General features: G+C 60.7%; 22 protein-coding genes. 12 read left to right on the plus strand and 10 right to left on the minus strand.

Features of this window, described 5'->3' with window-relative positions; translation table 11 throughout:
- Nucleotides 1–233 precede the first annotated feature (233 nt).
- Nucleotides 234–2,588 carry a membrane-bound PQQ-dependent dehydrogenase, glucose/quinate/shikimate family gene (locus tag B2J69_RS06570; RefSeq protein WP_081137567.1) on the plus strand — a complete coding sequence of 785 codons (2,355 nt, stop codon included), beginning with the start codon at nt 234–236 and terminating at the stop codon, nt 2,586–2,588.
- Nucleotides 2,589–2,645: 57 nt separating this feature from the next.
- Here B2J69_RS06570 and B2J69_RS06575 read toward each other — a convergent pair whose 3' ends face one another.
- Together B2J69_RS06575 and B2J69_RS06580 are read right to left on the minus strand one after the other, a co-directional pair.
- Nucleotides 2,646–4,124 carry a catalase gene (locus B2J69_RS06575; protein ID WP_081137569.1) on the minus strand — a complete coding sequence of 493 codons (1,479 nt, stop codon included), beginning with the start codon at nt 4,122–4,124 and terminating at the stop codon, nt 2,646–2,648.
- Nucleotides 4,125–4,270: 146 nt separating this feature from the next.
- A complete protein-coding gene (locus B2J69_RS06580) occupies nt 4,271–5,011 on the minus strand; it encodes a nitroreductase family protein (RefSeq protein ID WP_081137571.1) in 741 nt (246 codons plus the stop codon).
- A gap of 286 nt (nt 5,012–5,297) precedes the next feature.
- Between B2J69_RS06580 and B2J69_RS06585 the strand changes: the two genes are divergently transcribed.
- The 3 genes from B2J69_RS06585 (at nt 5,298) to B2J69_RS06595 (ending at nt 9,594) form a co-directional block, all read left to right on the plus strand.
- Nucleotides 5,298–6,422 (plus strand): lactonase family protein, encoded by a 1,125-nt coding sequence (locus B2J69_RS06585; protein WP_081137573.1) that lies wholly within the window; start codon nt 5,298–5,300, stop codon nt 6,420–6,422.
- Nucleotides 6,423–6,631: 209 nt separating this feature from the next.
- Complete coding sequence (locus tag B2J69_RS06590) at nt 6,632–7,765, plus strand: glutathione-independent formaldehyde dehydrogenase (protein WP_081137575.1); 1,134 nt, start codon at nt 6,632–6,634, stop codon at nt 7,763–7,765.
- A 380-nt stretch (nt 7,766–8,145) separates the two neighbouring features.
- Nucleotides 8,146–9,594: an MFS transporter gene (locus B2J69_RS06595; protein ID WP_081137577.1), complete on the plus strand. Its 1,449-nt coding sequence runs from the start codon at nt 8,146–8,148 to the stop codon at nt 9,592–9,594.
- A 40-nt stretch (nt 9,595–9,634) separates the two neighbouring features.
- On the opposite strand, the gene B2J69_RS06600 is transcribed toward B2J69_RS06595, so the two are convergent.
- The 6 genes from B2J69_RS06600 to B2J69_RS06625 all read right to left on the minus strand — a co-directional run bounded on the left by B2J69_RS06600 (nt 9,635) and on the right by B2J69_RS06625 (nt 16,647).
- Entirely contained in the window at nt 9,635–10,204 is a 570-nt protein-coding gene (locus B2J69_RS06600; RefSeq protein ID WP_081137579.1) for a nucleotidyltransferase family protein, read from the minus strand.
- On the minus strand, nt 10,201–11,217 hold the full coding sequence (locus B2J69_RS06605; RefSeq protein WP_081137581.1) for an XdhC family protein: 1,017 nt from the start codon (nt 11,215–11,217) through the stop codon (nt 10,201–10,203). The genes B2J69_RS06600 and B2J69_RS06605 overlap by 4 nt, the downstream gene beginning before the upstream one ends.
- Nucleotides 11,218–11,266: 49 nt before the next feature.
- On the minus strand, nt 11,267–12,481 hold the full coding sequence (locus B2J69_RS06610; RefSeq protein ID WP_081137583.1) for an MFS transporter: 1,215 nt from the start codon (nt 12,479–12,481) through the stop codon (nt 11,267–11,269).
- 122 nt (nt 12,482–12,603) lie between these two features.
- A complete protein-coding gene (locus tag B2J69_RS06615; protein ID WP_081137585.1) occupies nt 12,604–13,932 on the minus strand; it encodes a c-type cytochrome in 1,329 nt (442 codons plus the stop codon).
- Between the two features lie 25 nt (nt 13,933–13,957).
- A complete protein-coding gene (locus tag B2J69_RS06620; protein ID WP_236722692.1) occupies nt 13,958–16,192 on the minus strand; it encodes a xanthine dehydrogenase family protein molybdopterin-binding subunit in 2,235 nt (744 codons plus the stop codon).
- Nucleotides 16,189–16,647, minus strand: a complete 459-nt coding sequence (locus B2J69_RS06625; RefSeq protein WP_081137587.1) for a (2Fe-2S)-binding protein — start codon at nt 16,645–16,647, stop codon at nt 16,189–16,191. Before B2J69_RS06625 ends, B2J69_RS06620 begins: the two co-directional genes overlap by 4 nt.
- 252 nt (nt 16,648–16,899) lie before the next feature.
- On the opposite strand from B2J69_RS06625, the gene B2J69_RS06630 reads away from it, so the two are divergent.
- Nucleotides 16,900–17,778 carry a LysR family transcriptional regulator gene (locus B2J69_RS06630; RefSeq protein WP_081137589.1) on the plus strand — a complete coding sequence of 293 codons (879 nt, stop codon included), beginning with the start codon at nt 16,900–16,902 and terminating at the stop codon, nt 17,776–17,778.
- On the opposite strand, the gene B2J69_RS06635 is transcribed toward B2J69_RS06630, so the two are convergent.
- Nucleotides 17,775–18,680: a LysR substrate-binding domain-containing protein gene (locus B2J69_RS06635; RefSeq protein WP_081137591.1), complete on the minus strand. Its 906-nt coding sequence runs from the start codon at nt 18,678–18,680 to the stop codon at nt 17,775–17,777. The two genes, B2J69_RS06630 and B2J69_RS06635, sit on opposite strands and share 4 nt — an antisense overlap.
- A gap of 196 nt (nt 18,681–18,876) precedes the next feature.
- Here B2J69_RS06635 and B2J69_RS06640 point away from each other — a divergent pair, with 196 nt between their 5' ends.
- From B2J69_RS06640 to B2J69_RS06670, 7 genes are all read left to right on the plus strand, one after another.
- Nucleotides 18,877–19,626, plus strand: coding sequence for an SDR family NAD(P)-dependent oxidoreductase (locus B2J69_RS06640; protein WP_081137593.1), 750 nt, complete (start codon nt 18,877–18,879; stop codon nt 19,624–19,626).
- 54 nt (nt 19,627–19,680) lie between these two features.
- Nucleotides 19,681–20,979: an MFS transporter gene (locus B2J69_RS06645; protein WP_081137595.1), complete on the plus strand. Its 1,299-nt coding sequence runs from the start codon at nt 19,681–19,683 to the stop codon at nt 20,977–20,979.
- Between the two features lie 12 nt (nt 20,980–20,991).
- Nucleotides 20,992–21,825, plus strand: coding sequence for a transketolase (locus B2J69_RS06650; RefSeq protein ID WP_081137597.1), 834 nt, complete (start codon nt 20,992–20,994; stop codon nt 21,823–21,825).
- 1 nt (nt 21,826) lies between these two features.
- Nucleotides 21,827–22,843, plus strand: coding sequence for a transketolase family protein (locus B2J69_RS06655; RefSeq protein WP_081137600.1), 1,017 nt, complete (start codon nt 21,827–21,829; stop codon nt 22,841–22,843).
- Nucleotides 22,844–23,013: 170 nt separating this feature from the next.
- Nucleotides 23,014–24,084, plus strand: a complete 1,071-nt coding sequence (locus B2J69_RS06660) for an ABC transporter substrate-binding protein (RefSeq protein WP_081137603.1) — start codon at nt 23,014–23,016, stop codon at nt 24,082–24,084.
- Nucleotides 24,050–24,784: a substrate-binding domain-containing protein gene (locus B2J69_RS06665; protein ID WP_081137605.1), complete on the plus strand. Its 735-nt coding sequence runs from the start codon at nt 24,050–24,052 to the stop codon at nt 24,782–24,784. The genes B2J69_RS06660 and B2J69_RS06665 overlap by 35 nt, the downstream gene beginning before the upstream one ends.
- 70 nt (nt 24,785–24,854) lie before the next feature.
- Nucleotides 24,855–25,931: an NAD(P)H-dependent flavin oxidoreductase gene (locus tag B2J69_RS06670; RefSeq protein ID WP_081137608.1), complete on the plus strand. Its 1,077-nt coding sequence runs from the start codon at nt 24,855–24,857 to the stop codon at nt 25,929–25,931.
- On the opposite strand, the gene B2J69_RS06675 is transcribed toward B2J69_RS06670, so the two are convergent.
- Nucleotides 25,928–26,473 carry an NUDIX domain-containing protein gene (locus tag B2J69_RS06675; RefSeq protein ID WP_081137610.1) on the minus strand — a complete coding sequence of 182 codons (546 nt, stop codon included), beginning with the start codon at nt 26,471–26,473 and terminating at the stop codon, nt 25,928–25,930. The two genes, B2J69_RS06670 and B2J69_RS06675, sit on opposite strands and share 4 nt — an antisense overlap.
- Between the last annotated feature and the right edge of the window lie 12 nt (nt 26,474–26,485).

A 26,485-nucleotide genomic window follows, 5' to 3' on the forward strand; every position in this document is an offset into this window, starting at 1 on the left:
AGGTGCGGTAAATCAGCGTGATCTATTAGCTGCGGCCGACCATTGCGCGCCGAAATCTTACTCGATGTCGCGCTGCGCAGAGGATTATCCGCGCTGACACCACCGATATTCGTTAGCCTGGCTAAAGGCTGGATAGATAATGTGTTTTTACGAAAAATTTACCTAAGTTAAAATAACGTTGAAGTTATGTGTATTTATTTTATTTCGTCCCTTGAATGAGGAAGAGAAGGATCATGGTTAACAAGCTAACCAGTATCGTGATGGCGATTGTCGCCGTGGCGATGCTGTATATGGGCGGGAAGCTTCTGCTGCTGGGGGGCAGCGCGTTTTATGCGCTGATGGCCGCAGGCTTATTGCTCACCGCGATACTGCTGTTTCTGAATAAACGCAGCGCCTTAACGCTTTATGCGCTGCTGATGTGGATCACGCTCTTCTGGATAATCTGGGAAGCGGGCTTCGATAAATGGCAGTGGATACCGCGCGGCGACCTGTTTGGTCTGATTGGCGTATGGCTGGCGCTGCCCTGGGTGGTGCGTCCGCTTACCCAGCGTAAGTTTCATCCTTTCCTGGGCTCCACGGTGGTGGTGATGATCGCCCTGGTGATCGGCCTCTGCTTTTACGATCCGCTGCCGCAGCAGGGCACCATCACCAATGCGCGCACGCCGTCCGCCTCAACCGGCGCCGGCAACGACTGGACGGCCTATGGCGGCTCCACTAACGCGCTGCGCTTCTCCTCGCTGAACCAGATCACCAAAGAGAACGTGAAAGATCTTGAGGTGGCCTGGACCTACCACACCGGCGATCTGCGCAAGAGCGACGACGCCACCGAGTATACCTTCGAGGCGACGCCGCTGAAGGCGAACGGCATGCTCTATTTCTGTACGCCGCATAACGAGGTGCACGCGCTCGATCCGGAAACCGGCGCGGTGAAGTGGAAGTACGCGCCGCCGCAGGATCGCTCCTATATGCAGCAGCATCAGACCTGTCGCGGCGTCAGCTTCTATGACGCCAGCAGCGCAGCGGCGGCCAACAGCGCCTCGCAGCCCGCGCTGTGCCGTAAGCGTATCTATAACGCCACGACCGATGCGCAGCTGGTGGCGCTGGATGCCGACAGCGGCAAACCCTGCGCCGATTTCGGCCAGAACGGCGTGGTCGATCTGCATGCCAACATGGGCGAAGTCCGTCCGCACGCGCTGATGCAAACCTCTGCGCCGCTGGTGGCGGGCAATCTGGTAATTGTCGGCGGTTCGGTGATGGATAACGGCTTCAACCGTGGCAACCCGTCAGGCGTGATCCGCGCCTATGACGCCGTGACGGGCCGTCTGGTGTGGAACTTCGATCCCGCTACGCCTGACAACACCCAGCCGATTGCGGCGGATGCGACCTATCCGCAGGATACGCCGGTGGCCTGGGCGACGCTGAGCGCCGACCTGAAAAACGGCCTGGTCTACGTGCCGTTCGGCAACGCCTCGCCGGATGAAGTCGGTATCGAGCGCGATCCCAACAGCAACACGGAGAAATTCCGCGATGCGCTGGTGGCGCTGGATCTGAAAACCGGCGCCTTTAAATGGCGTTATCAGAGCGCCAACCACGATCTGTGGGACCGCGATAACCCGTCTCAGCCGTCGCTGGTGGATATCGACTATCAGGGCAACCCGCAGCCGGCGGTGATCCTGCCGACGAAAACCGGCAACCTGTTTGTGCTTAACCGTCTGACCGGTCAGCCGATCTATCCGGTTAACCAGGTGAAGGTGTCGACCGAAGGCGGCGTTGAGGGCGAGAAATTCGCCGCGACCCAGCCGGTGTCCAGCCTGAACTTTATCCCGCAGCCGCTGACGGAAAAGTCGATGTGGGGCATTTCACCGTTCGATCAGATGAGCTGCCGTATCGGCTTCCGCGAGCTGCGCTACGACGGCAATCCGTGGACGCCGGCGACGGAGAAGGGCTCGCTGATCTTCCCGGGCAATATCGGCGTCTTTAACTGGGGTTCCGTTGCGGTTGATCCCGAGCGTCAGCTGCTGATCGCCGCGCCGGTGCGTCTGGCCTACAAGTACAACCTGATCAAACGTACCCCGACCACCGCGACCGAACGCCTGTTCACTAAGGATGGCTCGCCCTACTGGAATGAAAACTTCCACGGCGACTACGCTATCCATATTCAGCAGTTCGCGTCTGAGCTGGGCATACCCTGCATCGCGCCGCCGTGGGGCCGTATGGTCGGCGTCGATCTGAAAACCGGCAAAACCGAATGGCTGCGCCGCGTCGGCACCACGAAAAACCTCAACACCAGCTTCCTGCCTGGCCGTTTCCCACTCGGTTTCCCGATGGGCATGGTGGCGCACGGCGGTCCGCTGGTCACGGCGGGCGATGTGGTGTTCCACGGCGCGACGGCGGATAACTTCTTCCGCGCCTATGACAGCACCACCGGCGCGCTGCTTTGGCAGACCGAGCTGAGCGCGGGCGCGCAGGCCACGCCGTCGACCTTTATGGGTAAAGATGGCAAGCAGTATGTGGTGATCGCTGCGGGCGGCCACGGCTCGCTCGGCACCAAAAGCGGCGACAGCGTGGTGGCGTTCCGCCTGAAATAACCGCATCAGGGTAAAAAAAAGCGCCTCTCGGGGCGCTTTTTATTTTTCACGCGGCGCTCAGGCCTGCGTCTGCCGTTTCGACCGCGTTTCCAGCACCTTCAGGGCGATTCTGTCGCCCGTTGCCTGATCGATATTGCGCCAGTATTCAAAGGCGCGCGACAGCACCGGCTCCTCTACGCCGTTCAGCAGATGTCCGCTGACGTTCTCTACCAGACGATCGCGCGCCGCGTCATCCATCACTTTATTGATCAGCGTATTGGCCTGACCAAAATCGTCGTCATCTTCACGCAGCGTGTAGGGCGCGCGCACCATCTCGCCGCTGGCCGGCCAGGTCGAGTCGGTGGGATAGCGCTCGCCGTCCGCCGCCGGCCCGCCTTTGCTGTTCGGCGCATAAACCGGGTCGGAAACCGGATGAATGCGCATTGCGCCATCTTTGCTGTAGCTGTTAACCGGCGACTGCGGCGCGTTAACCGGGATCTGCTTGTAGTTGACGCCCAGGCGGTGACGGTGCGCGTCGGCATAGGAGAAGACGCGGCCCAGCAGCATTTTATCGGGACTCAGGCCGATACCCGGCACCAGGTTATTCGGCTCAAACGCCGCCTGTTCGATCTGCGCATGGTTGTCGGTGGGGTTGCGGTTCAGCACCAGCTTGCCCACCTTGATCAGCGGATAGTCGCCGTGCGGCCAGACCTTAGTGAGATCGAACGGGTTATAGCGATAGGTTTCCGCCTCGGCGAACGGCATGATCTGCATGTAGAGCGTCCAGCTGGGGAATTTGCCCTCTTTAATGGAGAAGAAGAGGTCGCGGGTGTGGTGATCGATATCTTTTCCGGCCAGCGCGTCGGCCTCTTCCTGAGTGAGAAACTCGATGCCCTGGTCGGTGTGGAAGTGATACTTCACCCAGAATTTTTCGCCTTCGGCGTTGACCCACATATAGGTATGGCTGGAATAGCCGTTCATATGGCGCCAGGTTTTTGGAATGCCGCGGTCGCCCATCAGCCAGGTGACCTGATGCGACGATTCCGGCGAAAGGGTCCAGAAGTCCCACTGCATGTCGTTATCGCGCAGGTTATTGTCGGCGCGACGCTTTTGCGAGCGGATAAAGTGCTGAAACTTCATCGGGTCGCGGATGAAGAACACCGGCGTGTTGTTGCCCACCATGTCGTAGTTGCCTTCGGTGGTATAGAACTTCAGGGCGAAGCCGCGCGGATCGCGCCAGGTGTCCGGGCTGCCGCGTTCGCCCGCTACGGTAGAGAAGCGCAGCAGCACGTCGGTGCGCGCGCCGGGCTGGAACACGGCGGCTTTGGTGTACTTGCTGACGTCATCGGTGACGTGGAAATAGCCGAACGCGCCGCTGCCTTTGGCGTGCGGCTGCCGCTCCGGGATGCGTTCACGGTTGAAATTTGCCATCTGCTCAATGAGATAGTGGTCGTGCAGTACCAGCGGGCCATCAGGGCCGACCGACAGCGAATGTTCATCGCTGGCGACGGGAATGCCGGCATCGGTTGTCGTCGGTTTACGCTCATCATCGCTCATGGGTTCTCTCCATTTTTGTAGGGGTATAGCAACCATTAAGCGTAGTTAAGAATCCGTCTGCCGTAGCAGCGGGTGGATGATGGCGAAAGGCGGAGAGCAAAAAAGAGAAGGGCGACGCTCAGGCGTTTGCCTGAGCGAGGCGGGAGTTATTTGTCGTTGCCGAAGCCCTGTTTTTTCAGCGCGCCCAGCACGTGCGGGAAGTAGATATTTTGATAATAGCCGCTTACGCTTTCGCTCCAGCTTTCGCCGTCAGAGCGGCCGATGTTCTGCCAGTGCTGCACCATCTCCTGATTGTAGGCGGCAATCTTCTCCTCCAGGCCTGCTGTGCGATAGGCCTCTTCGTGACGGAAGGTCTCCAGCGGCAGGCGCGGTTTCTGGTGCGACGGTTCATCGACATAGCCGATGACCACGCCCGCGACCGGGAAGGTATATTCCGGCAGTTCCAGCAGGCTAATCAGCGCCTCAGGATCGCGGCGGATGCCGCCGATCGGCACGATGCCCAGGCCTTCCGCGCGCGCGGCGGCCATCACCGAGCCCAGCGCAATGCCCACATCGGTCGAACCGGATACGATGCTCTCAATGCTCTGCTGCGCGATCTGCTCGCGGCCGATCGCCTCCATCGCGACGCGGGATTTATGCATATCCAGCACGAAGGTAAGAAACACTGGCGCTTTGGCGATCCATGGCTGACCACCGGCAATCTGGGAGATTTCCTTGCGCTTTGCCGCGTCGCGCGTGACGACGACGGAAACCTGCTGCGAGTTGACTGAGGTCGGGGCGCGATACGCGGTGCTGATAATGCGATCCAGAATCGCGTCGTCAACAGGCTGCTCGGTAAAGCTGCGTTCGCTTTTATGGCTGGTAAAAATATCAATTAGTGAATTCATGGATCCTCCAGATGTGGAGGCTAAGAGTAGCAGGTTCGGGCAGGGCCAGATTTAACCGCATTGGTCATTGCTGATAATCTGATGCAGGTCAGCGCGTTAGCGACGTCTTGCGCAGTGAGCCAGCACGCATTTCTGCACAAATGATAAAAAATAACAACTATGTAACAATATGAATGCGCAGGCATTTTGGGCAACCTCACAACAGGCCTCAGGCAGCCACACATAACCTCGTCGCGTGCGGCCGCGTATACCTGAAGCGACAACACTTAACTTACTGAGGTAACACATGAATAACTCCCTGGCGCTGCGCCAGTCGATTCTCCTGCTCGGCATGGCTTTCAGCGGGTCGCTGCTGGCCCAGACCTTTGTCTACGTTTCGGCGGCGGAGGATGGCACTATCGCGCGCTACGCCTTAAACGACCAGACCGGCGAGTTGAAGCCGCTAGGCGACACGCCGGCGGGTGGCAAGGTGATGCCAATGGCGATCGGCCCCGATAAAAAAACACTCTATGCTGCGGTGCGCAGCCAGCCGATGCGGCTGGTGAGCTGGTCCATCAACGGCAAAACCGGGGCGTTAACGCCGGCGTCGGAGAGCGCGGCCGCCGCAAGCTATCCCTACATTAGCCTGGACAGGCAAGGGCGCTTTTTGCTGGCGGCGTCCTATGACAGCGGTTTGGTGCATGTTTATCGTTTAGGTGCCCACGGAAAAGTAACGACGCCGTTTGTCGAGGAGATACAGGCCGGGCACGCCGCGCACTCGGTGATTGTCGATGCGACGAATCACTCCGCCTATGTCGGCGTGCTGGGCACCGATCGCGTTCTGCAGCTGGCGCTGCATCAGGATGGCCAGCTTACGCCGGTCGGCGACGGTTTCGTTGCGACGGCGGCGAAAAACGGGCCGCGTCACTCGGTGCTGTCACCGGATAACCGCTTCCTTTATAACGTTGGCGAAATGAGCGGCGCCATCGTGCAGTTCGCGCGGCAGCCGGATGGCACGCTGACACAGATCGCTGCCTATCCCAGCGCGGTCGCGCAGAAATATCATCTGCAGCACGGCGTTGAGCGCACCGCCAGCTACAGCGACACCACGCCGCGCATCTGGGCGGCCGATATCAAAATGACGCCTGATGGGCGATTTCTCTATGTGACGGAGCGGACCAGCAGCACGGTTACGGGCTACCGCGTCAGTCAGCAGGATGGAAAACTGCAGCCGATCGGCAGCTGGCCGGTAGAAAAGCAGCCGCGCGGCATCGCGATTACGTCAGACGGGCGCTGGCTAATCGCCAGCGGCGAGAAAAGCGCGGTGATTGGCAGCTACGCCATTGACCGCGAAAGCGGCGAGCTACACAGGGTCGCTGAAGCACCTGTTGGCAAAGATGCAAACTGGGTCACCATTGTTAGCATCGAATAATACTCACTCCCGCTTCGTTCAAAATTTTTGGCTAAGCGCAGCCGGTGTCTTTAGTGATTAAGCGAAATCATTAGCACAACCCTTTAACATAAAGATGCTCTACACTTATTAATCAATCAAAATGTTTGATTGACGAGGCGGCAACATTAATGGCGGCGACAGCAGCGGGTCGCCGCCATTAAACCGATCACTCACAAGAGGAGAACATTATGAAAGCGGTTGTTTACAACGGACCTTTCGATGTGTCAGTAAAAGATGTTCCGGACGCAAAGATTGTTCGTCCAACCGATGTGCTGGTTCGCATTACCACCACCAACATCTGCGGTTCTGACCTGCATATGTACGAAGGCCGCACCAGCTTTGAGCAAGGGCGCATATTCGGTCATGAAAATATGGGGCAGGTCATTGAAATCGGTGGCGCCGTAGAGCGAATCAAAGTGGGTGACTATGTCTGCCTGCCATTCAATGTTGGTTGCGGCTTCTGTGAAAACTGCGAAAAAGGGTTAACTGGCTATTGCCTGACGGCTAACCCAGGAGCGGCTGGCGCCGCCTACGGCTTTGCCGAAATGGGGGAGTGGGATGGCGGACAGGCGGAGCTACTGCGCGTTCCTTATGCCGATTTTAACTGCCTGGTCTTACCGCCGGATGCGGCTGAAAAGGAAGAAGACTACGTCCTCCTGTCTGATATATTTCCCACCGGCTGGCATGCCACCGAACTGGCAGGATTACGGCCAGGGGAAAGCGTCGCTATTTATGGTGCGGGTCCGGTCGGCTTAATGGCAGCGCATTCCGCCATTATCAAAGGCGCATCACAGGTGTTTGTGGTAGATACACATCCCGATCGGCTGGCGTTGGCTGAAAAAATCGGCGCAGTCGCCATTAATGGCGTGGGCGATGATGCGGTGAATAAAATTCTCGAGTTAACCGATGGGCGCGGCACGGATTGCGGTTGCGAATGCGTAGGCTACCAGTGCTGCAATAAACATGGTCACGAGAATAACTCCGCCACGATGAATAGTCTGGTGGCGTCAACTAAAGCGACGGGCGGCATTGGCGCCGTAGGCGTGTTTGTTCCGCAGGATCCCGGCGCGGCAACTGAACTGGCCAAACAGGGCAAGATGCCTTTCGATTTTGGCAACTTCTGGTTTAAAGGTCAGTCGATCAAGACCGGCCAGTGCAACGTAAAGGCTTATAACCGTCAGCTCGCCAGACTTATCCATCACGGCAAGGCGAACCCGGCGCAGATTATCTCACACCGGCTACCGCTGTCAGAAGCCGCAGAGGGTTATAAGCATTTTGACGATCGCGACGAGGGCTGGACCAAAGTCATTCTGAAACCCTGAAGGCTGAGCGCCTAAATTAAAGCCGCATTCAGGCTCGGTACCAGGGAATAGGGTTATCGCTTGTCTGTGGCTTAATGAAAGCAGATAAAAGGGGACGAGAGCAGCAGGCTGAACCACACAAGCGGATGGTTATAAATACCATATTTAACATAATATACATTATATGCACTCATATTATCCTGTTAAACCGGCATCCAGACACCCTGGCATTATCCAGCTCACCACGCAAAAAAACCTGAGTCTGGCCATCGGCATCAATCCTGACACTCACACGTAAAACCATCCGTTCAAAAATGAACGCTGAACTAACAAAAATGGCAGTTCTCAGACAATCCTGTAAGAACCATCATGACTCTCACTACTTCCACGTGGAGTCTGCTATGACTTTATTAACTGTTACGCAACCCGAACCGCGCCGCTGGCTGATGTTCTCTCTCTTACTGGTTGGCGCATTTCTTCCGCCGCTCGATTTTTTTATTGTGAACGTGGCTTTGCCCTCAATCCAGGCCGGACTGGGCGCGTCCTCCTCAGCCGAACAACTGGTTATCTCATCCTATGCTGCCGTCTATGCGGTTATGTTGATGACCGGCGGTCGGCTGGGCGATCTCTATGGCCGGGGAAAAATGTTTTTTCTGGGGTTAATGGGTTTCGCCTGCGCCTCTCTGTTATGCGGCCTGGCGGTTTCTCCCGGGATGCTCATTGCAGGACGCATTCTGCAAGGCGCAACTGCCGCCATTATGGCCCCGCAGGCGCTGGCGTCGGTGCAGGCCCTTTTCCCTGAAAAAGAGAAGCCTTTAGCGCTCAGTTTATATGGCGCAGTGTTTGGTCTGGCCGCGGTTGTCGGTCAGGCGCTGGGCGGCACCCTGATCGCCCTTGACCTCTTTCATCTGGGCTGGCGCGCCATTTTCCTTATTAACCTGCCGGTCGCGCTGTTTGTCATTTTGTTTGGCGTGCGGTTATTAAAAGAAACCCGAGCGAAAAATGCCCGAAAACTCGATCCAGGCGGGATGCTGCTGGTAACGGCCACCCTGAGCGCGCTGATTATTCCTCTGATTGAAGGCCGGGAAACCGGCTGGACCTGGTGGATATGGCTCCTCTTTCTTACCGTTCCCTTGCTGGCCTTTATGACGTGGCGCTATGAAACACGGCTGAGCCAGCAAGGCGGCGCGCCGCTGCTCGATCCTGGCGTGCTGGGCGCGCCGGGAATTGGGCTGGGACTGGTTATCGCGCTGCTATTCTATTCACTCGCGGCCTTCTTTCTCTTGTTTACGGTCTATCTGCAAAAAGCATTACATTTTGACGCGCTCAACGCAGGCCTGGTTTTCCTGCCTTTTGGCGCCGGCTTTCTGACTGGCCCGTTAACCACGCCTTATCTGCGGCGCTTTGCCGGTAATTATCTGTGCAGCACAGGGATGGCATGCGAAGCCGCAGGATTAATCGGGCTGGTCGGGTTAATTAATGCAACCACCGTAGAGGCTATACCGCCGATGGCGCCAGCAGGCGCGCTGCTGTTTATCATTGGGTTTGGTCAGGGTCTGGCGATGCCAACGCTGGTGCGCATGATCACCGGCCGCGTTGCGCCAGAATTTTCAGGCATGATTGCCGGCGTGACGACGTCGACTTTGCAGATCAGCACGGCGCTTGGCGTCGCGGTCATCGGCACCCTTTTCTACAATACATTGGGAACCAGCGACGCCGAAAAGGATATCACCCACGCTTTTGTTATCGCGACGATGGCGATTGCCTGTTGCCTCGCCCTGGGCGCGGGCCTGAGCATCAGGCTGATCCGTCAGCCGTTAGCGTTGAATACGATGGCGAACAGGCTTTAAATCCCTTGACGCTCAGCCGAAAACCGCGCCGGCTGAACGGTTATTCAGCGCCCGTGCCGCGCTGAAGATCAAGCGGCGTATCGATATCCAGCACGCAGCCCTTGTCCGCCAGTTTCACCCTTTGACAGGGCGCGCTGTTAAGCACCGCGCGGGCGCCGGTGTCGCCGCTCAGGCTGATAAGCGCGGGATAGAAGGCGCGCTGAAATCCTACCGGATGCCCCTGCTTGCCCGCGACTTCCGCACGCGCCAGCGGCGCATAATGCAGCGCACTGGCGACGGCCAGCAGACTTTCGCTGGTTAAAAACGGCATATCGCCCAGCGTAATCAGCCAGCCGTCATACGCCGCGCTGGCGCCTACGCCGGCGGCGATAGAGTCGCCGATGCCCTCGCTGCGGCAGATCACCGCGCGGCCTGCGGGGATAAGCGCCCGTATCGGCGCATCTTCAGGGCGCGTCACCACGAAAAAGTCGAGTCCGGTCGCGGCAACGTGCGCCAGCGTGTGCTGCAACACCGGTTTACCGTTCAGTAACGCCAGCAGCTTATGCTCGCCGCCGCCTGCTTTAAAACGCCGGCTAAATCCGGCGGCCATCACCAGAACGGCGATCTTCATATCAGACTTCCCTGCTCCCACGCCTCTGCAAGGGGCGGCGCGACCGCCGTTACGCAGCCGTTTTTGTAGCGCACGATGTCCGCCATTACCGACAGCGCGATCTCGGACGGGGTTTTACTGCCGATATCCAGCCCGACCGGCGCGTGAATGCGGCTCACCTGTTCAGGCTCGAGGTCGCCATACTGGCCCAGCCGCTCTTTTCTTCTGTGGCTGTTCTTTCTCGACCCCATGGCGCCGATATAGAACGCAGGCAGGTTCACCGCCTCCATCATGGTGAGGTCATCAATGCGCGGATCGTGCGTCAGCGACAGGATCGCCGTGCCGGCATGACACCCTTCCCGCTCCAGATAAACGGCGGGAAACTGCTTTATCAGCCTGACGTTGGCGTCCAGCAAGGCGGCCATATTCTCCAGCGCCTCTTCCCGATGCTCGCAAACGATGGTTTCGAAACCGAGCGCGACGGCAAAGTTGGCGCAAAACACCGCCACGCTGGAGAGTCCACCGATCACCAGCCGCGGCGCGGTCGAGAGCGTCAGGGTAATGGCGGCGCCATCGCGGTAGGTGATCGTGCTGTTGGTATAGGCGGCGGGCTCCAGCGCGTGACAGGCATGCGGCAAAATAAGCTTCTTTTTCACCGCCGTGGCGGCGGTCAGCGCATCAATCATTTTTTGCAAATAGGCGCGACTGGTTGCGCCGGGCGACAGCTTCTCCACCAGGATCTCCAGCACGCCGCCGCACGGCAGCGCCCTGTCCGGCTCAAAGCCGCCTTCGCCGTAGCGCACCACCTGGCTGGCGGCGGGAAACGCGTCCTGATCAATGCGTTCGATAAAACTCTCTTCCACGCAGCCGCCTGAAAGCGAGCCGCAGTAGTAACCTTGTTGCCTGATGATCATCATCGCCCCTGGCGGACGTGGCGACGATCCATAGGTCGACAGCACCGTACAGAGCCAGACCTCATGCGTGTCAACCCACTGCAATCCCACGTTCAATACCTGCATATCAAGGTTGTGCATGACCTGATGCCTCCGGCAACGGTTAAGCCAGGGCGTGCCCTGGCGATAATTAAGTTGGCGATGCCTCTGCTGATGCGGCATCGCTGTGAAGATAGCGTCGGCTTGCCAGTACGGCAAACAGCGCCGACAGGAGCAGTAGCGCCAGGCCAAAGGCAAACGGACTCCACCAACCCACGGCGTCGAACAGCTCGCCACCCAGCGCGGCGCCCAGGGTGATCGCCAGCTGGATCACCGCGACCATCAGGCCGCCGCCCGCCTCCGCGCTCTCCGGCAGCGCGCGGCTTAGCCAGAGTCCCCAGGCCACCGGCGCGGGCGTCGACACCAGTCCCCACGCGGCTAACAGCGCGCCGGTGATAAGCAACGAGCGCCCCTGCCAGATCAGCAGCGCCCCGATCGCCGCCATCGCCAGCGGGATCAGGATCAGCCAGCGAAACAGATGGGTTTGCAGCAGCAGGCCGATTGACCAGGTTCCAGCCAGCCCGGCGGCGCCCAACAGCAGCAGAATAAACGAAAGCTCGCTGACGCTGGCGCCGGTTACCGACTCCATAAAGGGCCGCAGATAGGTGAAAATCGCGAACTGCCCCATAAACAGCGCCAGGATCGCCGCCATTCCCGCCGCGACGTGCGACAAGCCCAGCAGACGCAGCGGACTGGCGCGCTGGTTATCGGCCTGCGCCGGCAGCGAAGGAAGCGCGCGCCACTGCCAGATAAACGCGGCGACGGCCAGCGGCACGACGATAAAAAACGCCCCACGCCAGCCGATATACTGACCGAGAAAGCTTCCCAGCGGCGCGGCGATGGTGGCCGCCAGCGCGTTGCCGCCGTTGATCAGCGCCAGCCCTTTCGCCACCGCATGCGGCGGCGCAAGACGCATAATGGTCGCGGTGGACATCGACCAGAATCCGCCAATCGCCACGCCAAGCAGCGCGCGTCCGACAATAAAAATTAGTCCGTCTGGCGCGAATGTGACAGTCAGACCGGAAATTGTCAGCAAAAGCGTAAAGGCGATCAGCACCTTTTTGCGGTCGAAGCGGCCAGTAAGCGGCGTATTCAGCAGGCTGGTCAGCACGGCGAAAAACCCGCTGACGGAGATCGCCTGGCCCGCCTGTCCCTGGCTGATGCCCAGATCCTGCGCCACCGGCGTCAGCAGGCTGACGGGCATAAATTCCGAAGCGATCAGCACCACGACGCCCAGGGCCATCGAGAAGATAGCGCCCCAGGCGGCGTGGTGGCGCGATGCGGTGTGTGTTGAGAAAGTCGTCATAGGTTAATCCATAAGTTTCAGGGCTGTAAGAGGCTACCTGAACTGCGGCCTTGAATTAACCTGGATAAACCGGATGTAATTGTGAATCAAACTCATCAATTGACGACACCTCTCGCTCTGACTCACCGCATCTGCAGAACAATGGGGTTGATGCTGGCGGGATCGGTGTGCTGCCGCATTTCAGCCACCGCTTTCGCCTCCGTCTGCGCGCCGCTGTTGCCCCAGGATGAGCGAATATAGTTGAGCACCTCCGCCGTCTCCTGATCCGAAAGCTGTTTGCGGTATGGCGGCATACGGTAGGCGTCCAGTACGCCGTTGGTGACCACCCTCGCGGAACCGTTCAGCACGATATTGATCGCCGAAGAGGCGTCGACCTGCATCGAGGTGGCGCCGGCCAGTGGCGGGATCCACGGCGCCTGCCCGCGGCCGTCTGCACCATGGCAGCTGCTGCAGCGCGCGATAAAAGTCTGCTCGCCGGGACGGCGGCTTGCGCCCTGACTGCTTTGCTGCACATAACGCCAGGCGTGGCCGCTGTCGTTGCTGCCCGGCGGCAGCGACTTAAGGTAGTGCGCAATGGCGCGCAGATCGTCGTCGCGCATAAACTGGGTGGAGTTATTGAACGCGTCGGTCATCGAGCCGAACACCACGGCGTGCGCGTTGCGCCCGCTTTTCAAAAACGTCACCACGTCATCCTCGCTCCAGCGGCTTATGCCGCTGCCGGCGTCGCCGCGCAGGCTGGGCGCGTACCAGCCATCAAGCAGCGCGCCCGCCAGGTAGTCCGGGCTGCTCGCATCAAGCGCCTTCTCATTAAAGGCCAGCCCGCGCGGCGTATGGCAGCTGCCGCAGTGGCCTGGGCCTTCCACCAGATAAGCGCCCCGGTTCCAGCGCTCGTCGCGGTTCGCCGCTGGCTGCCAGGGCTCACCGCTGGCAAAAGCGGCGCGCCACAGCGCCAGCGGCCAACGCATATTGAGCGGCCAGGGAATGTCCGACGGCTGGTTTTGCCGCGAAGCGGGCTGCACGCCGTGCATCATAAAGGCATAGAGGGCGCGGATATCCTCATCGCTCAGCTTCTGGTAAGAGGGAAACGGCATTGCCGGATAGAGCCGATGCCCGTCCTGCGCCACGCCCTGGCGCACCGCGCGGTCGAAGTCGGCCAGCGAGTAGCGGCCAATACCGCTCGTCCGGTCGGGCGTGATATTGGTGGTGTAGATATTGCCAACCGGCGTCGCCATCGTCAGACCGCCGGAAAACGGTGCGTTCTCCGGCGTGCTGTGGCAGGCGACGCAATCGCTGAGACGCGCGACATATTCGCCGCGCTGGATAAGATCGGGCGAGCTGGAGGCCGCCGCGTTATCGAAAGGCGACGCTGGCGTGCGCAGCATCCACACTAGTGCGCCGGTTACGATAATAAGCGTCGCTATCAGCAGCAAACAGAGCCTTTTCCTGGTCATGATGTTTTCCTTAAGAACCTGCGGCTCAGGTAAAGTTGTAGCGCGACAGCGGCATAGAGCGGATACGCTGCCCGGTCAGCCTGGAGACGGCATTCGCCACCGCTGGTGGCACGGCGGGCAGCGGCGGTTCGCCGATGCCGCCCATTTTTGCCCCGCTTTCGATAATGCGCACCTCAACCTGCGCCATGCGCGACGGCGGCAGAATCGGATAGAGGTCGAAATTGCGCGCGACCGGCTGGCCCTTTTCGAACAGCGCCTCTTCCAGCAGCACCTGCGACAGCCCCAGCGCCACCGCGCCGTTGACCTGCGCCGCGACGATGGCCGGATTGACGATGCTGCCGGGATCGATCGCCTCCCAAACCCGATGCACCCTGACCTGCCCGTTCTCGATCGACACTTCCGCTATCGCGGCCGCCTCGGTGCCGAACGGCGACGCCATCGCCACGCCGCGTGCGCGTCGACTGCCATCCTCGGCGGTATAGGGGCCGGGCTTCCATCCGCCAGAGAGATCGACCACCGCTTCCAGCAGCGTCGTCAGGCGGGCATTTCCCTTCAGCAGACGCAGGCGCAGCGCTAAGGGATCGAGCTTGCCGCTGTCGGCGATCTCGTCGAAAAATGATTCATAGAGAAAGTCGTTCATCGAATTGCCGACCGAGCGCCAGTAGCCGAGCTTTACCGGCCCTTTTTTATAGATCTGCGCAATGCGTACGTGCGGGATGCCGTAGGCTTTGCCGGTGAGGCCTTCGGTCGCGGTGGGATCGAGCTTATCACCCTGCTTGCCGGAGATACCTTCGGTCGGACCTTCGCAGATGCTGATCGCTTCCAGCGCCAGCGGATAGCCCTCGCTATCCAGACCGGCGCGGAAGCGCACCGCCGCCATTGGACGATGGGTGTCGCGCAGAAACTCCTCTTCGCGGCTCCAGATCAACTTGACCGGACGACCGACCGCCTTCGCCAGTTCAACCGCCTGCGGCCAGGCCATCGCGCCGTCGTAGATGAAGTGACGGCCGAAAAAGCCGCCCAGCAGCGGGGAATGAATAAAGATCTTCTCGGCGTCCAGTCCGGTGCGCTTCGCCACCTCGCCCTGAAACATCTCCGGCGCCTGATTGGGGATCCACAGCTCCAGCGTGCCGTCACCGTTGAAGCGCGCCAGCGCCGAAGGCGGTTCCAGCTGGGCGTGGTTAAGGTACTGGCTATGGTAGGTTGCGCTTATCGTACTTCTGGCGGCGGCGAAACCCGCTGCGAAATCGCCTTTTACCTCTGCCTCTTGGCTCTCGCCCGGTTGGTTCGCCAGCGCTTGAGCAAAATCAGCCGAGGAAAAATCGGCTGGCATTAGTTCTGCGTCGGCAGGCGCCAGCCACTCTACCTGTAGCGTCTCGACGGCGCGTTTAGCCTGCCACCAACGCTCGGCGACCACCGCCACCGCGCCCGGCAGGCGGTGCACCGAGTGCACGCCCTTCATCGCCTGCACCTGCGCTTCGTTGCGCAGCGCGCCGGCGGTCATGCCCAGCCGCGGCGCGTGCTGGACCGCCGCGTGCAGCATATTGTCGACGCGGCAGTCGATGGTGTAGATCGCCTGCCCGGTCGATTTCGCCCAGGCGTCGAGACGCTTGACCGGCTTGCCGATCCAGCGGAACTGCGTGGGATCTTTTAAGGCGACCGCATCCGCTGGCGGGATCGGCAGATCGCGCGCGCGGCTCGCCAGATCGCCGTAGCTCAGCGTCCGGCCGGAGGCGTCGTGCACCACCTTTCCCGGTTCGGTGCGCAGCGAGGCGAGCGGCACGTCTAGCGAGGTCGCCGCCGCCTGCAGCAGCATATGGCGCGCCAGCGCGCCGAGGCGACGCATCGTCATGTAGCTGGTGCGCACCGACTGGCTGCCGCCGGTGATGCGCATCCCGCTCTCCATGACCTTGTACTGCTCTCCCGCTGGCGCGTTCTCTACCACGAAGCTGGCGGGATCGGCATCCAGCTCTTCGCCGACGATCTGCGCCATGGCGGTAAAAATACCCTGTCCGCCCTCAATAAACGGCGAGAGAAAGCGCACGCTGCCGTCCGGGCGGATCGCCAGAAAAGCGGGCACGCGCGTGCCGGGCGGCAGCGCCTGCTGCGCCACCTGCGCGCGGGTCTGCTCCACAGGCAGGCCGATCCCCAGCACCAGCGCGCCCGCGACGCCGCCTGTCGCCAGCAGAAAACGGCGGCGCGACAGGTTGGCGGGCTCGTCGCCGGACGTGAATGCAGATGATTGCAGAGATTTTTTCACTGCGCGTCTCCCTGTTCCGCCACCTCGTGGATGGCCGCGCTGATGGCGTTATAGGTGCCGCAGCGGCAGAGATTCACCATCGCCGCCGCGATCTGCTGGTCGGAAGGATGTGCGTTCTGCCTGAGCAGCGCGGTCGCTGCCATCACCTGGCCCGACTGACAGTAGCCGCACTGCGGCACCTGATGCTTCACCCAGGCCGCCACCACGCGTTTGCCCATCTCGTCCTTTTCAATCGCTTCGATGGTGGTGATCTCTTTTCCTGCCACCCTATCCAGCGGCGTCACGCAGGATCGCACCACCTGACCGTCGATCATTACCGAGCAGGCGCCGCACTGCGCCAGACCGCAGCCATATTTGGTGCCGGTCATGCCGAGGTCGTCGCGTATCACCCAGAGTAACGGCGTGTCGCCGTCGGCTTCGACCTCAAGGGTTTGATTGTTTATCTGAATTTCCATGGGGCTCCGGTCTTAATGGCTCGCAATTTCTCCCTATCCTTACAGAGAATAATGGAATGAGTAACCGGCCCGCGCCGCATACGCTGCTGAGCAAAATTCATTAATCCTCGCAAGGGCCGCGGCCGGGCTTTTCTCAGCGGGTCGGCGCTTTTAATCATCTGTGCGATAGCGTAATTGAGGTTGGATCCCCCGGCCTGAATAGGCTAATTTTCCGAATTCTGTGAATTAAAATCAGCAATCAGGCGGGAAAAGATGAATGACATTCAGGCGTTTATTGCGGTGGCCAGAGCGCAGAGCTTTACCCGCGCGGCGGCGGGTCTGGGCGTGAGTCCGTCGGCCCTCAGCCATACCATTCGCAATCTGGAAGAGCGCATCGGCGTGCGCCTGCTGGCGCGCACCACGCGTAACGTCGCCCCGACGGAGGCGGGCGAACGCCTGTTGCAGTCGGTCGCGCCGTTATTCGAACAGATCAACAGCGAAATCGCGCGTATCGGCGAATTACGCGACACCCCGGCCGGCAATATCCGCATCACCTGTTCCGACGACGCCGCCGAGAGCCTGCTGCGCCCTGCGCTGCCCGCTTTTTTCGCGCAATACCCCGATATCAGCGTGGAAATCTGCATCGACTACGGCTTTACCAATATTATCACCGAGCGTTTTGATGCCGGCATTCGGCTGGGTGAATCGATCAGCCGCGATATGATTGCGGTGCGGCTGGGGCCAGACTGGCGGCTGGCAGTGGTCGGCACGCCCGCCTATTTTCAGTCGCATCCCGTTCCCGTGATCCCTCAGGATCTCACGGCGCACCGCTGTATTAATATTCGTCACTCGCCAGGCGGCAGCGTCTACGCGTGGGAATTTGAAAAAGCGGGCCGCAAACTCACTATTCGGGTGAACGGTCCGCTGTTATCCAACAGCATTATTCACGTGATGAACGGCGCGCTGGACGGCATCGGCCTGGCCTGTGTGCCGGAGCATATGGCGCGGCCCCATATCGAGGCGGGCCGCCTGATTGAGGTGTTGGCCGACTGGAGTCCGCTGTTCGAGGGGTTCCACCTCTACTATCCCAACCGACGCAACACCTCTTCCGCTTTTGCCGCCTTTGTCGAGGCGGTTCGATATCGTGGCTAATGCGGCTGCGCGTCCAGCTGCGCCTGGATCCACTGCAGAAAGTAGCTGACGCGTGGAAACTGCGCATAGCCACGCGGATAGACCAGGTGATGGGCGCTGACCGGCAAACTCAGTTCAGCGTCAAACACCTTCACCAGTTTGCCGCTGCGCAGATAATCGGCGGCCAGCAGTTCGCTTTCGAAAATCAGCCCGTGGCCAAGCATCGCCGCTTCCAGGCTCATATAAGAACGGTCAAAGCGAAACAGCCACTCTTGGGTCGGCTGCGACAATTGCTGCATGGCGAACCACTGCGGCCACTGAATTAACGGCGACTCAGAGAGGATCAGCGCGTGATTATTTAGCTCGGCCGGTTCACGCAGCGGATATTTCTCCAGATAAGCTGGCGACGCCAGCACCGACATTTTTTCATGACGGATGGTTTTTATTTCAAACGCTTTCCACTCGGGAAATCCATGGCGCACGGCAATATCGATGTTATCGCGGCTAAAGGATAAATTCTCATAGGAGCAGGAGAGCGTTACCTGTATTTCCGGATGGGCGTCGCGAAATTTATGAATGCGCGGCAGCAGCCACAGCAGTCCAAAGCTGGGCGCGCAGTGAATACGCAGCGCACTGCGATCTTTCTCATCGCGAATACGCGACGTCGCCTGCGTCAGGCCGAGGATCAGCGGGCGGATCTCTTCTAAATAGCGCTCGCCCGCCAAAGTAAGCAGCACCCCTTTCGCTGAACGGTGAAACAAAATGCAGCCCAGCGCTTTTTCCAGTTTCGCCAGCTGGTGGCTCGCCGCTGACGGCGTAATATTTAATTTTTCTGCGGCCCGCGCCACATTTCCAGTTTGCGCCACCTCTTCAAATACGCGCAGCGCTTTTAAAGAAGGCAGTGGACTGACCGGCTTTTCCATACTCTCTCCATTGCTCGTTTTTGTGATTTATATCCGTTTTAACCTGCGGGAAATGTTAACTCCATCAAACCAACAGTTTCATTCAGCATCAAATGAATTTTTTTGCATTGCCACTCTGGCCGGCTTTTCTGATGCTGAGAGGGAACCCTGCCGGTAGCGATACCGAACCCTATAAAAAAAGAATCTGGAGCCACATATGTTGCTGAACGATAAAGTTGCGATTATTACGGGCGCCGCCTCTGAGCGCGGTATCGGACGCGCCACGGCTGCCTGCTTCGCCCATCACGGCGCTCGCGTGGTGGTGCTCGATCTCGATGAGGCAGCGGCACAGCGCAACGCGCTGGCGCTGGGATCTGGCCATCTGGGCCTCGCGGCCAACGTCACCGACGCCGAGGCGATTCAGCGCGCCGTCGCGCAGGTCATGAATGAATATGGCCGTATCGACGTGCTGGTAAATAACGCGGGCATCACGCAGCCGGTTAAAACTCTGGAGATCGCCGCCGAAGATTATAACCGCATCCTCGATGTCAACCTGCGCGGCACGCTGCTGATGTCGCAGGCGGTGATCCCTGTCATGCAGCGTCAGGGCGGCGGCAGCATCGTCTGCCTCTCCTCGGTGTCGGCGCAGCGCGGCGGCGGCATCTTCGGCGGCCCGCACTATAGCGCCGCCAAGGCGGGCGTTCTCGGTCTGACCAAAGCGATGGCGCGCGAGTTCGGCCCGGATCAGATCCGCGTTAACGCGCTGACCCCTGGCCTGATCCAGACCGATATCACCGGCGGGCTGCTGCACGATGAACGGCGCCACGCCATTATCGATTCGATTCCCCTTGGACGCCTCGGCGCGGCTGACGACGTGGCCCACGCCGCGCTGTTTCTTGCCAGCGATCTCTCCAGCTACCTCACCGGCATCACCTTAGACGTGAACGGCGGCATGCTGATCCACTGATCGGCTCCTTTTCTCCAGCAGCCTGGCTGCTGGTTAACTGCAAGGGTGACTATCATGACCACGCTGAATATCAGTGCGGCTGTCGCTGCGCGCGACGGCGCCTATCGCAAAATCGCCTGGCGTCTGATGCCGTTTTTAATGCTGTGCTACCTCTGCGCCTATCTGGATCGCGTTAACGTTGGCTTCGCCAAGCTGCAGATGATGGACGATCTTTCGCTAAGCGAAACCGTCTACGGCCTCGGCGCCGGGATCTTTTTCCTCGGATACTTCTTTTTCGAGGTGCCGAGCAACCTGATCCTGCACCGCGTCGGCGCGCGCCGCTGGATCGCTCGCATTATGATCACCTGGGGGCTGATCTCCGGCGCCTTTGCCTTTGTCGAGAGCGCCTGGCAGTTCTATCTGCTGCGCTTTCTGCTTGGCGTCGCCGAAGCCGGGCTGGCGCCGGGCTTGCTGCTCTATCTCACCTACTGGTTTCCCGCGCATCGCCGGGCGCGCATGACGGTGCTCTGGTTCGTCGCGATTCCGCTCTCCGGCATGATCGGCGGTCCGCTGTCGGGCTGGATTATGGAGACCTTCGCTGGCTGGCACGGCTGGGCCGGCTGGCAGTGGATGTTTATGCTGGAGGCGATCCCGACCCTGGTGATGGGGCTGGTGGTGCTGATGGTGCTGAAGGATCGCGTCGAACAGGCGAGCTGGCTTGATGAAGGCGAAAAACGCATGGTGCGCGCCGATCTGGAAGAGGATAACCAGCAGAAGTCCCATCACGGCACCATCAAAGAGTTTGTGGCGGATAAGCGCCTCTGGACGCTGGCGGCGATCTACTTCTGCGTGGTGATGGGCCAGTACGCCCTGACCTTCTGGCTGCCGACGCTGGTGCGAAACGCCGGCATTCGCGAGCCGCTGCATATCGGCTTGCTCACCAGTCTGCCCTACCTCTGCGCCATCGTCTTTATGCTGATGGCGGGCCGCAGCGGCGATCGTCACCGCGAGCGACGCTGGCACCTGATTGTGCCGATGCTGCTCGGCATGGCGGGCCTGACGCTGGCGACCTCGCTGGGCCACAGCGTGGCGCTGTCGCTGTTCTTTCTTTGCCTCGCGGCGGCGGGCATTCTCTCCGCCTCATCGCTGTTCTGGATGCTGCCGACCAATCTGCTGGGCGGCGTCTCCGCTGCCGCCGGTATCGCGGCGGTCAACTGTATCGCCAATCTCGCCGGTTTCTTTTCGCCCTGGCTTATCGGCTCTATTACCACGCTGACCGGTTCGCCCGCGTCGGGCATGTACTTTATCGCTGCGGTTCTGCTGCTCGGCGCGCTCTGCGTGCTGCGCATCCGGGCGGCGGACGTCAATCGTTAATCAGGAGGTTCTATGCATACCCTTACTTCACCGCCGACGCTGCGCCAGCGCGCCACCCATATTCGCCGCCATGCGCTGCTGATGGGCCAGGTGCAGGGCCAGGGCTATATCGGGCAGGCGCTGGGCGCCGCCGATTTGCTCGCGGTCAGCTATTTCCATGCGCTGAACTATCGCGCAGAGGATCCTGAATGGGAAGGCCGCGATCGTTTCTATCTCTCTATCGGCCACTACGCTATCGCCCTTTACGCGGCGCTGCTGGAGGCGGGTGTCATCCCCGAAGCGGAGCGCGAAACCTACGGCAGCGACGAGAGCCGTTTGCCGATGTCAGGCATGGCGGCCTACACGCCCGGCATGGAGATTACCGGCGGCTCGCTCGGCCACGGCCTCGGCATCGCGGTCGGCGCCTGCCTCGGGCTGAAACGTAAGGGTTCAGCCTCGCGGGTCTACAACCTGTTGTCTGACGGCGAGCTGAACGAAGGCTCTACCTGGGAAGCCGCGATGTCGGCGTCGCACTGGCAGCTGGATAACCTGATCGCCATTATCGACGTCAATAATCAGCAGGCGGACGGCCACAGCAGCGAGATCCTGGCGTTCGAGCCAATAGTTGAGCGCTGGCAGGCCTTCGGCTGGTATGCGCAGCGCGTGGACGGCAACGATATTGCGGCGCTGGTTACCGCCTTTGACGCCGCACGCGACTGGCCGCAGCCGCAGCCGCGCGTGATTATTTGCGACACGCGCATGGGCAAAGGCGTGCCTTTCCTTGAAACCCGGGAAAAGACCCACTTTATTCGCGTCGACGCGGATGAATGGAGCAAAGCCCTTACTGCACTGGAACAGGGAGCATAAGATGAACAGCTCAACGCTAAAAAAACGGTTGACCACTTCGGCAATGATCGCCTCGATTGCCGCCGAGGGACAGCCGACGGAATCCGCGCCCTTTGGCCACGCGCTGGTCGAGCTGGCGCGCCAGCGTCAGGATATCGTCGGCCTGACCGCCGATCTGAGCAAATACACTGATCTGCACCTTTTCGCCGACGCCTTCCCCGAACGTTTCTTTCAGATGGGCATGGCGGAGCAGCTGCTGATGAGCGCCGCCGCCGGCATGGCGCGCGAGGGCTTTACCCCCTTCGTTACCACCTATGCGGTGTTCGCCTCACGCCGCGCCTACGACTTTATCTGCATGGCGATTGCCGAAGAGAACCTCAACGTGAAAATCGCCTGTGCCCTGCCCGGGCTGACCACCGGCTACGGGCCGAGCCATCAGGCGACGGACGATGTGGCGATTTTTCGCGGCATGCCCAACCTGACGATTATCGATCCCTGCGATTCGCGGGAAATCAGCCAGGTGGTGCCGGCTATCGCCGAGCATCAGGGACCGGTCTATATGCGTCTGCTGCGCGGCAAGGTGCCGCTTGTGCTGGATAAGTATGACTACTGCTACCAGCACGGCAAAGCGCAGCGCCTGCGCGCGGGCAAGCATGCGGTGATTATCAGCAGCGGCATAATGACGATGCGCGCGCTGGAGGCGGCGGAACAGCTGGAAAGCCGCGGCATTGAGGTCGGCGTGGTGCACTCGCCGGTGATCAAGCCGCTGGACGAGGCGACGATACTGCGCGAAGCCGGTGAAGCGGTGAGCGCGCAACGGCTGGTGATCACGGCGGAAAACCACTCGATTACTGGCGGACTGGGCGAAGCCATTGCAGCGACGCTGCTGCGCCACGGCGTGGCGCCCCGCTTCCGTCAGATTGCCCTGCCCGACGCCTTTCTCGCCGCAGGCGCGCTGCCGACGCTGCACGACCGCTACGGCATCTCCACGCAGGCGATGGTGACGCAGATTAGCGCGTGGCTGGAGCATGGCGTCTGAGTCGCTAAGCCAGTTGCCTGTTTATCTGCAAAACCTTTGGTTTTCGCGCGGAGCTGATGTGATTTTTTACAACAAGCCCTAAACGTATGATGTAACTAATAGGCATAACGCTGTCATTGTTTGCACCCTTCGCTATATAATCCGCGACATATCGAATTATGGAGTCCGTTATGTCCCGCTTCCTGCGTCATTCTTTTCTCGCTGCTTTGCTGACGCTTAGCGCGTTCAGCAGCCAGGCAAGCCGCGTGGTGATCGACCAGCTCGGCCGCCACGTCACCCTTCCCGACCGGGTCGACCGCGTGGTGGTGCTGCAGCATCAAACCCTGAACTTGCTGGTGCAGCTCAACGCTACCGATAAAATCGCCGGCATCCTCGCCAACTGGAAACAGCAGCTTGGCGACGGCTATGCGCAGCTGGTGCCGGAGCTGACGCAGAAAGCGATGCTCGGCGACCTCACCCACGTCGACACCGAACGTCTGGTGGCGCTTCATCCTCAGGTGGTGTTCGTCACGAACTATGCGCCGCAGGAGATGATCGACAGCATCTCCGCGCTGGGCATTCCGGTGATTGCCATCTCCCTGCGTCATGACGACGCGGGCGAGCAGAATAAAATCAATCCGGGCATGCAGGACGAGGAGCAGGCCTACAACCTCGGGCTGAAAGAAGGCATCACGCTGATTGGCGAGGTGGTAAACCGGCCGCAGCAGGCGAAGGCCCTGATTGACGCCGCCTTCGCCGGACGCAAGCTGGTCAGCGATCGCCTCCGCTCCCTGCCCCAGCAGCAGCGCGTGCGCGCCTATATGGCCAACCCGGCGCTGACCACCTATGGATCCGGCAAATATACCGGTCTGATGATGGCCCACGCTGGCGCGCTCAACGTGGCGGCCGCCAGCGTACAGGGCTTCAGGCAGGTCAGTATGGAGCAGGTTATCGCCTGGAACCCGCAGGTGATATTCGTGCAGGACCGCTATCCCGAGGTGGTGAACGAAATCAAACAGGATGCGCGGTGGCAGCCCATCGACGCGGTAAAAAACCATCGCGTCTGGCTGATGCCGGACTACGCCAAAGCCTGGGGCTATCCGATGCCTGAGGCGATAGGTCTGGGCGAACTGTGGATGGCGAAAAAGCTTTACCCGGAAAAATTCCGCGATATCGATATGCAGCAGCAGGCTGAACGCTGGTATCAACGCTTCTACCGCACTCACTATGTCGACGATGCTGCGCGTTCTGGCAGCCGGTAGCCTGCGGCCGGTCTGGCCTGCGCTGATGGCGGCGTTTAGCGCGCAAGGCGGCGCAGGCGCGGAAACGCGTTTCGGCCCCGCAGGACTGCTGCGCCAGCGTATTGAACAGGGCGAGCCGTGCGCCCTGTTCGCCTCCGCCAGTCAGGCGCACGCCGACGCGCTGGTGCAGCAGGGGCTGGCGAGCGAAAGCGGCGCCTTCGCCGCAAACACGCTCTGCCTGACCGCCAGAGAGGAGATAACAGGCAAAAACGACAGCTGGCTGACGCTGCTGCAGCGCCCGTCGCTGCGGCTGGCGACCTCGACGCCGCGCAGCGATCCCTCGGGCGATTACACCTGGCAGCTGTTTGCCGCGCTGGAGAGACGCTATCCCGGACTGGGCGCCGATCTGCGTCAGCGCGCGCAGAGGCTGGTCGGTGGCGCCGACAGCCTCGCCCTGCCCGACGGCGCGCTGGCGGCGCACTGGCTGCTGAGCAACGGGCACGCCGATCTGTTTATCGGCTACGCCAGCTATGCGCCGCGTCTGACGGCGATCCCCACCCTGAAGGTATTTACCATTCCCGCCGCCGACAACGTGCTGGCTCGCTACGGCTACGCGGTGTGCCAGCCTGCCGCGCAGCCGCTGGCGCGCTTTCTGCGCTCGCCGACGGCGCAGCGGCTGCTGCGCCAGCATGGATTTTTGCTGCCTGTGCCGCAGAGTTGAGCGCTGGGGTTGTGTTTCAGGCGCGGCGCGGCGATGCTGGCCCTCGTTCTATCCACCAGCAGGAGAGAAAATGGACAATCCACTCTGCCGCGCGTTATCTGTTGCCTTTCCTTTGATTCAGGCGCCGATGGCGGGCGTCTCGACCCCTGAACTGGCCGCGGCGGTCAGCAACGCAGGCGCGCTGGGCTCGATTAGCCTCGGCGCGTCAGATCCCACGCAGGCCCGCGCCCTGCTTAGCCGCCTGCGCGAGCTGACCGCCGCGCCGGTGAATATCAATCTTTTCTGCCATGCGCCGCCGTCGCGCGATGCCGAACGCGAGCGCGCCTGGCTGGCGCGCTTTGCGCCGCTGTTCAGACGCTACGGCGCAGCGCCACCGCTGTCGCTAACGGAAATCTACCCCACCTTTGACGACGACTCTCCGCTGCTGCCGCTGATCCTTGACGCGGCGCCCGCCGCGGTCAGCTTTCATTTCGGCCTGCCAGATAAAGCGGTTATCGACCGGCTGAAAGGCCAGGGTATCGTGACGCTGGCGAGCGCGACCTCGGTTGACGAGGCGCGTCAGGTCGCCGCCGCAGGCATCGATTTCGTGGTGGCGCAGGGCATTGAGGCGGGCGGTCATCGCGGCATGTTCGACCCTGAACAGCCGGATGCGCAGATGAGTACTCTGACGCTGGTGCAGGCGATCATCAGGCAGTGCGACTGTCCGGTGATTGCCGCAGGCGGCATAATGGACGGCAGCGGCATCGCCGCTATGATGACGCTGGGCGCGGCGGGCGTGCAGCTGGGCACGGCGTTTCTGCTCTGCCCGGAGTCCGCCGCGAACAGCGCTTATCGCGCGGCACTGAAAAGCGATGCGGCCGCCCACACGGAGCTGACCGCCGCGATTTCCGGACGTCCGGCGCGCGCGCTCAGTAACGCCTTTTGCCATTTCGCGCGCACTATCCCGCAGGAGGCGATCCCTGCCTATCCTCTCGCTTATTCGCTGGGCAAAGCGCTGGCCGCCGCGGCCGCCGCGGCCGCCGCGCATGGCGAAGCGGGTTTTGGCGCGCAGTGGGCGGGCCAGGGCGCAATGCTGGCGCGAGAAATGCCCGCGGCGCAGCTGGTCAGGACGTTAATCAGGGAGTATCACGACGCGCGGCGCGCTTAGCGCGCGGGATCCGCCAGCAGCAGCAGCAGCGGCACCAGCGAGAGCCCGTCGGGCATATCGCCGCTGGCGATCATCTGACGTATCGCGTCCAGCGAAAACCAGCCGGTGTCCATGACCTCATCCTGATCCTCCTCCATGCCGATGAATTCGAGATCGGTGGCCAGAAAGGTGATAAACAGCTGATCGCTGCTGCCGTAGGAGGGATGGTAGCGGATCAGCTCACGCAGGTGCTTCGCCCGATAGCCGCTCTCCTCCACCAGCTCGCGGCGCGCGGCGCAAACCGGCGTTTCGTCGGGATCCACACCGCCCGACGGGATCGCCCAGACCACGCGATCGATCAGATAGCGATACTGTTTGATCAGCAGTATCTTCTCTTCCTGCATAGCGACGATACCGACAGCGGGACGGTCATGATGCACGGCATAGAAGTCGCGGCGCTGCGCTTCCCCCAGATCGATGCTTGCCTTCTGCACGCTGAACCAGGGATTGCGGTAGAGCGTCTGCACCTCATCAATATCTGCTTCTTTAAGCGCTTTTTTCACCTGCTTCTCCCG

It is taken from the genome of Pantoea latae (genome assembly GCF_002077695.1).
GTDB classification, from domain to species: Bacteria; Pseudomonadota; Gammaproteobacteria; order Enterobacterales; family Enterobacteriaceae; genus Pantoea; species Pantoea latae.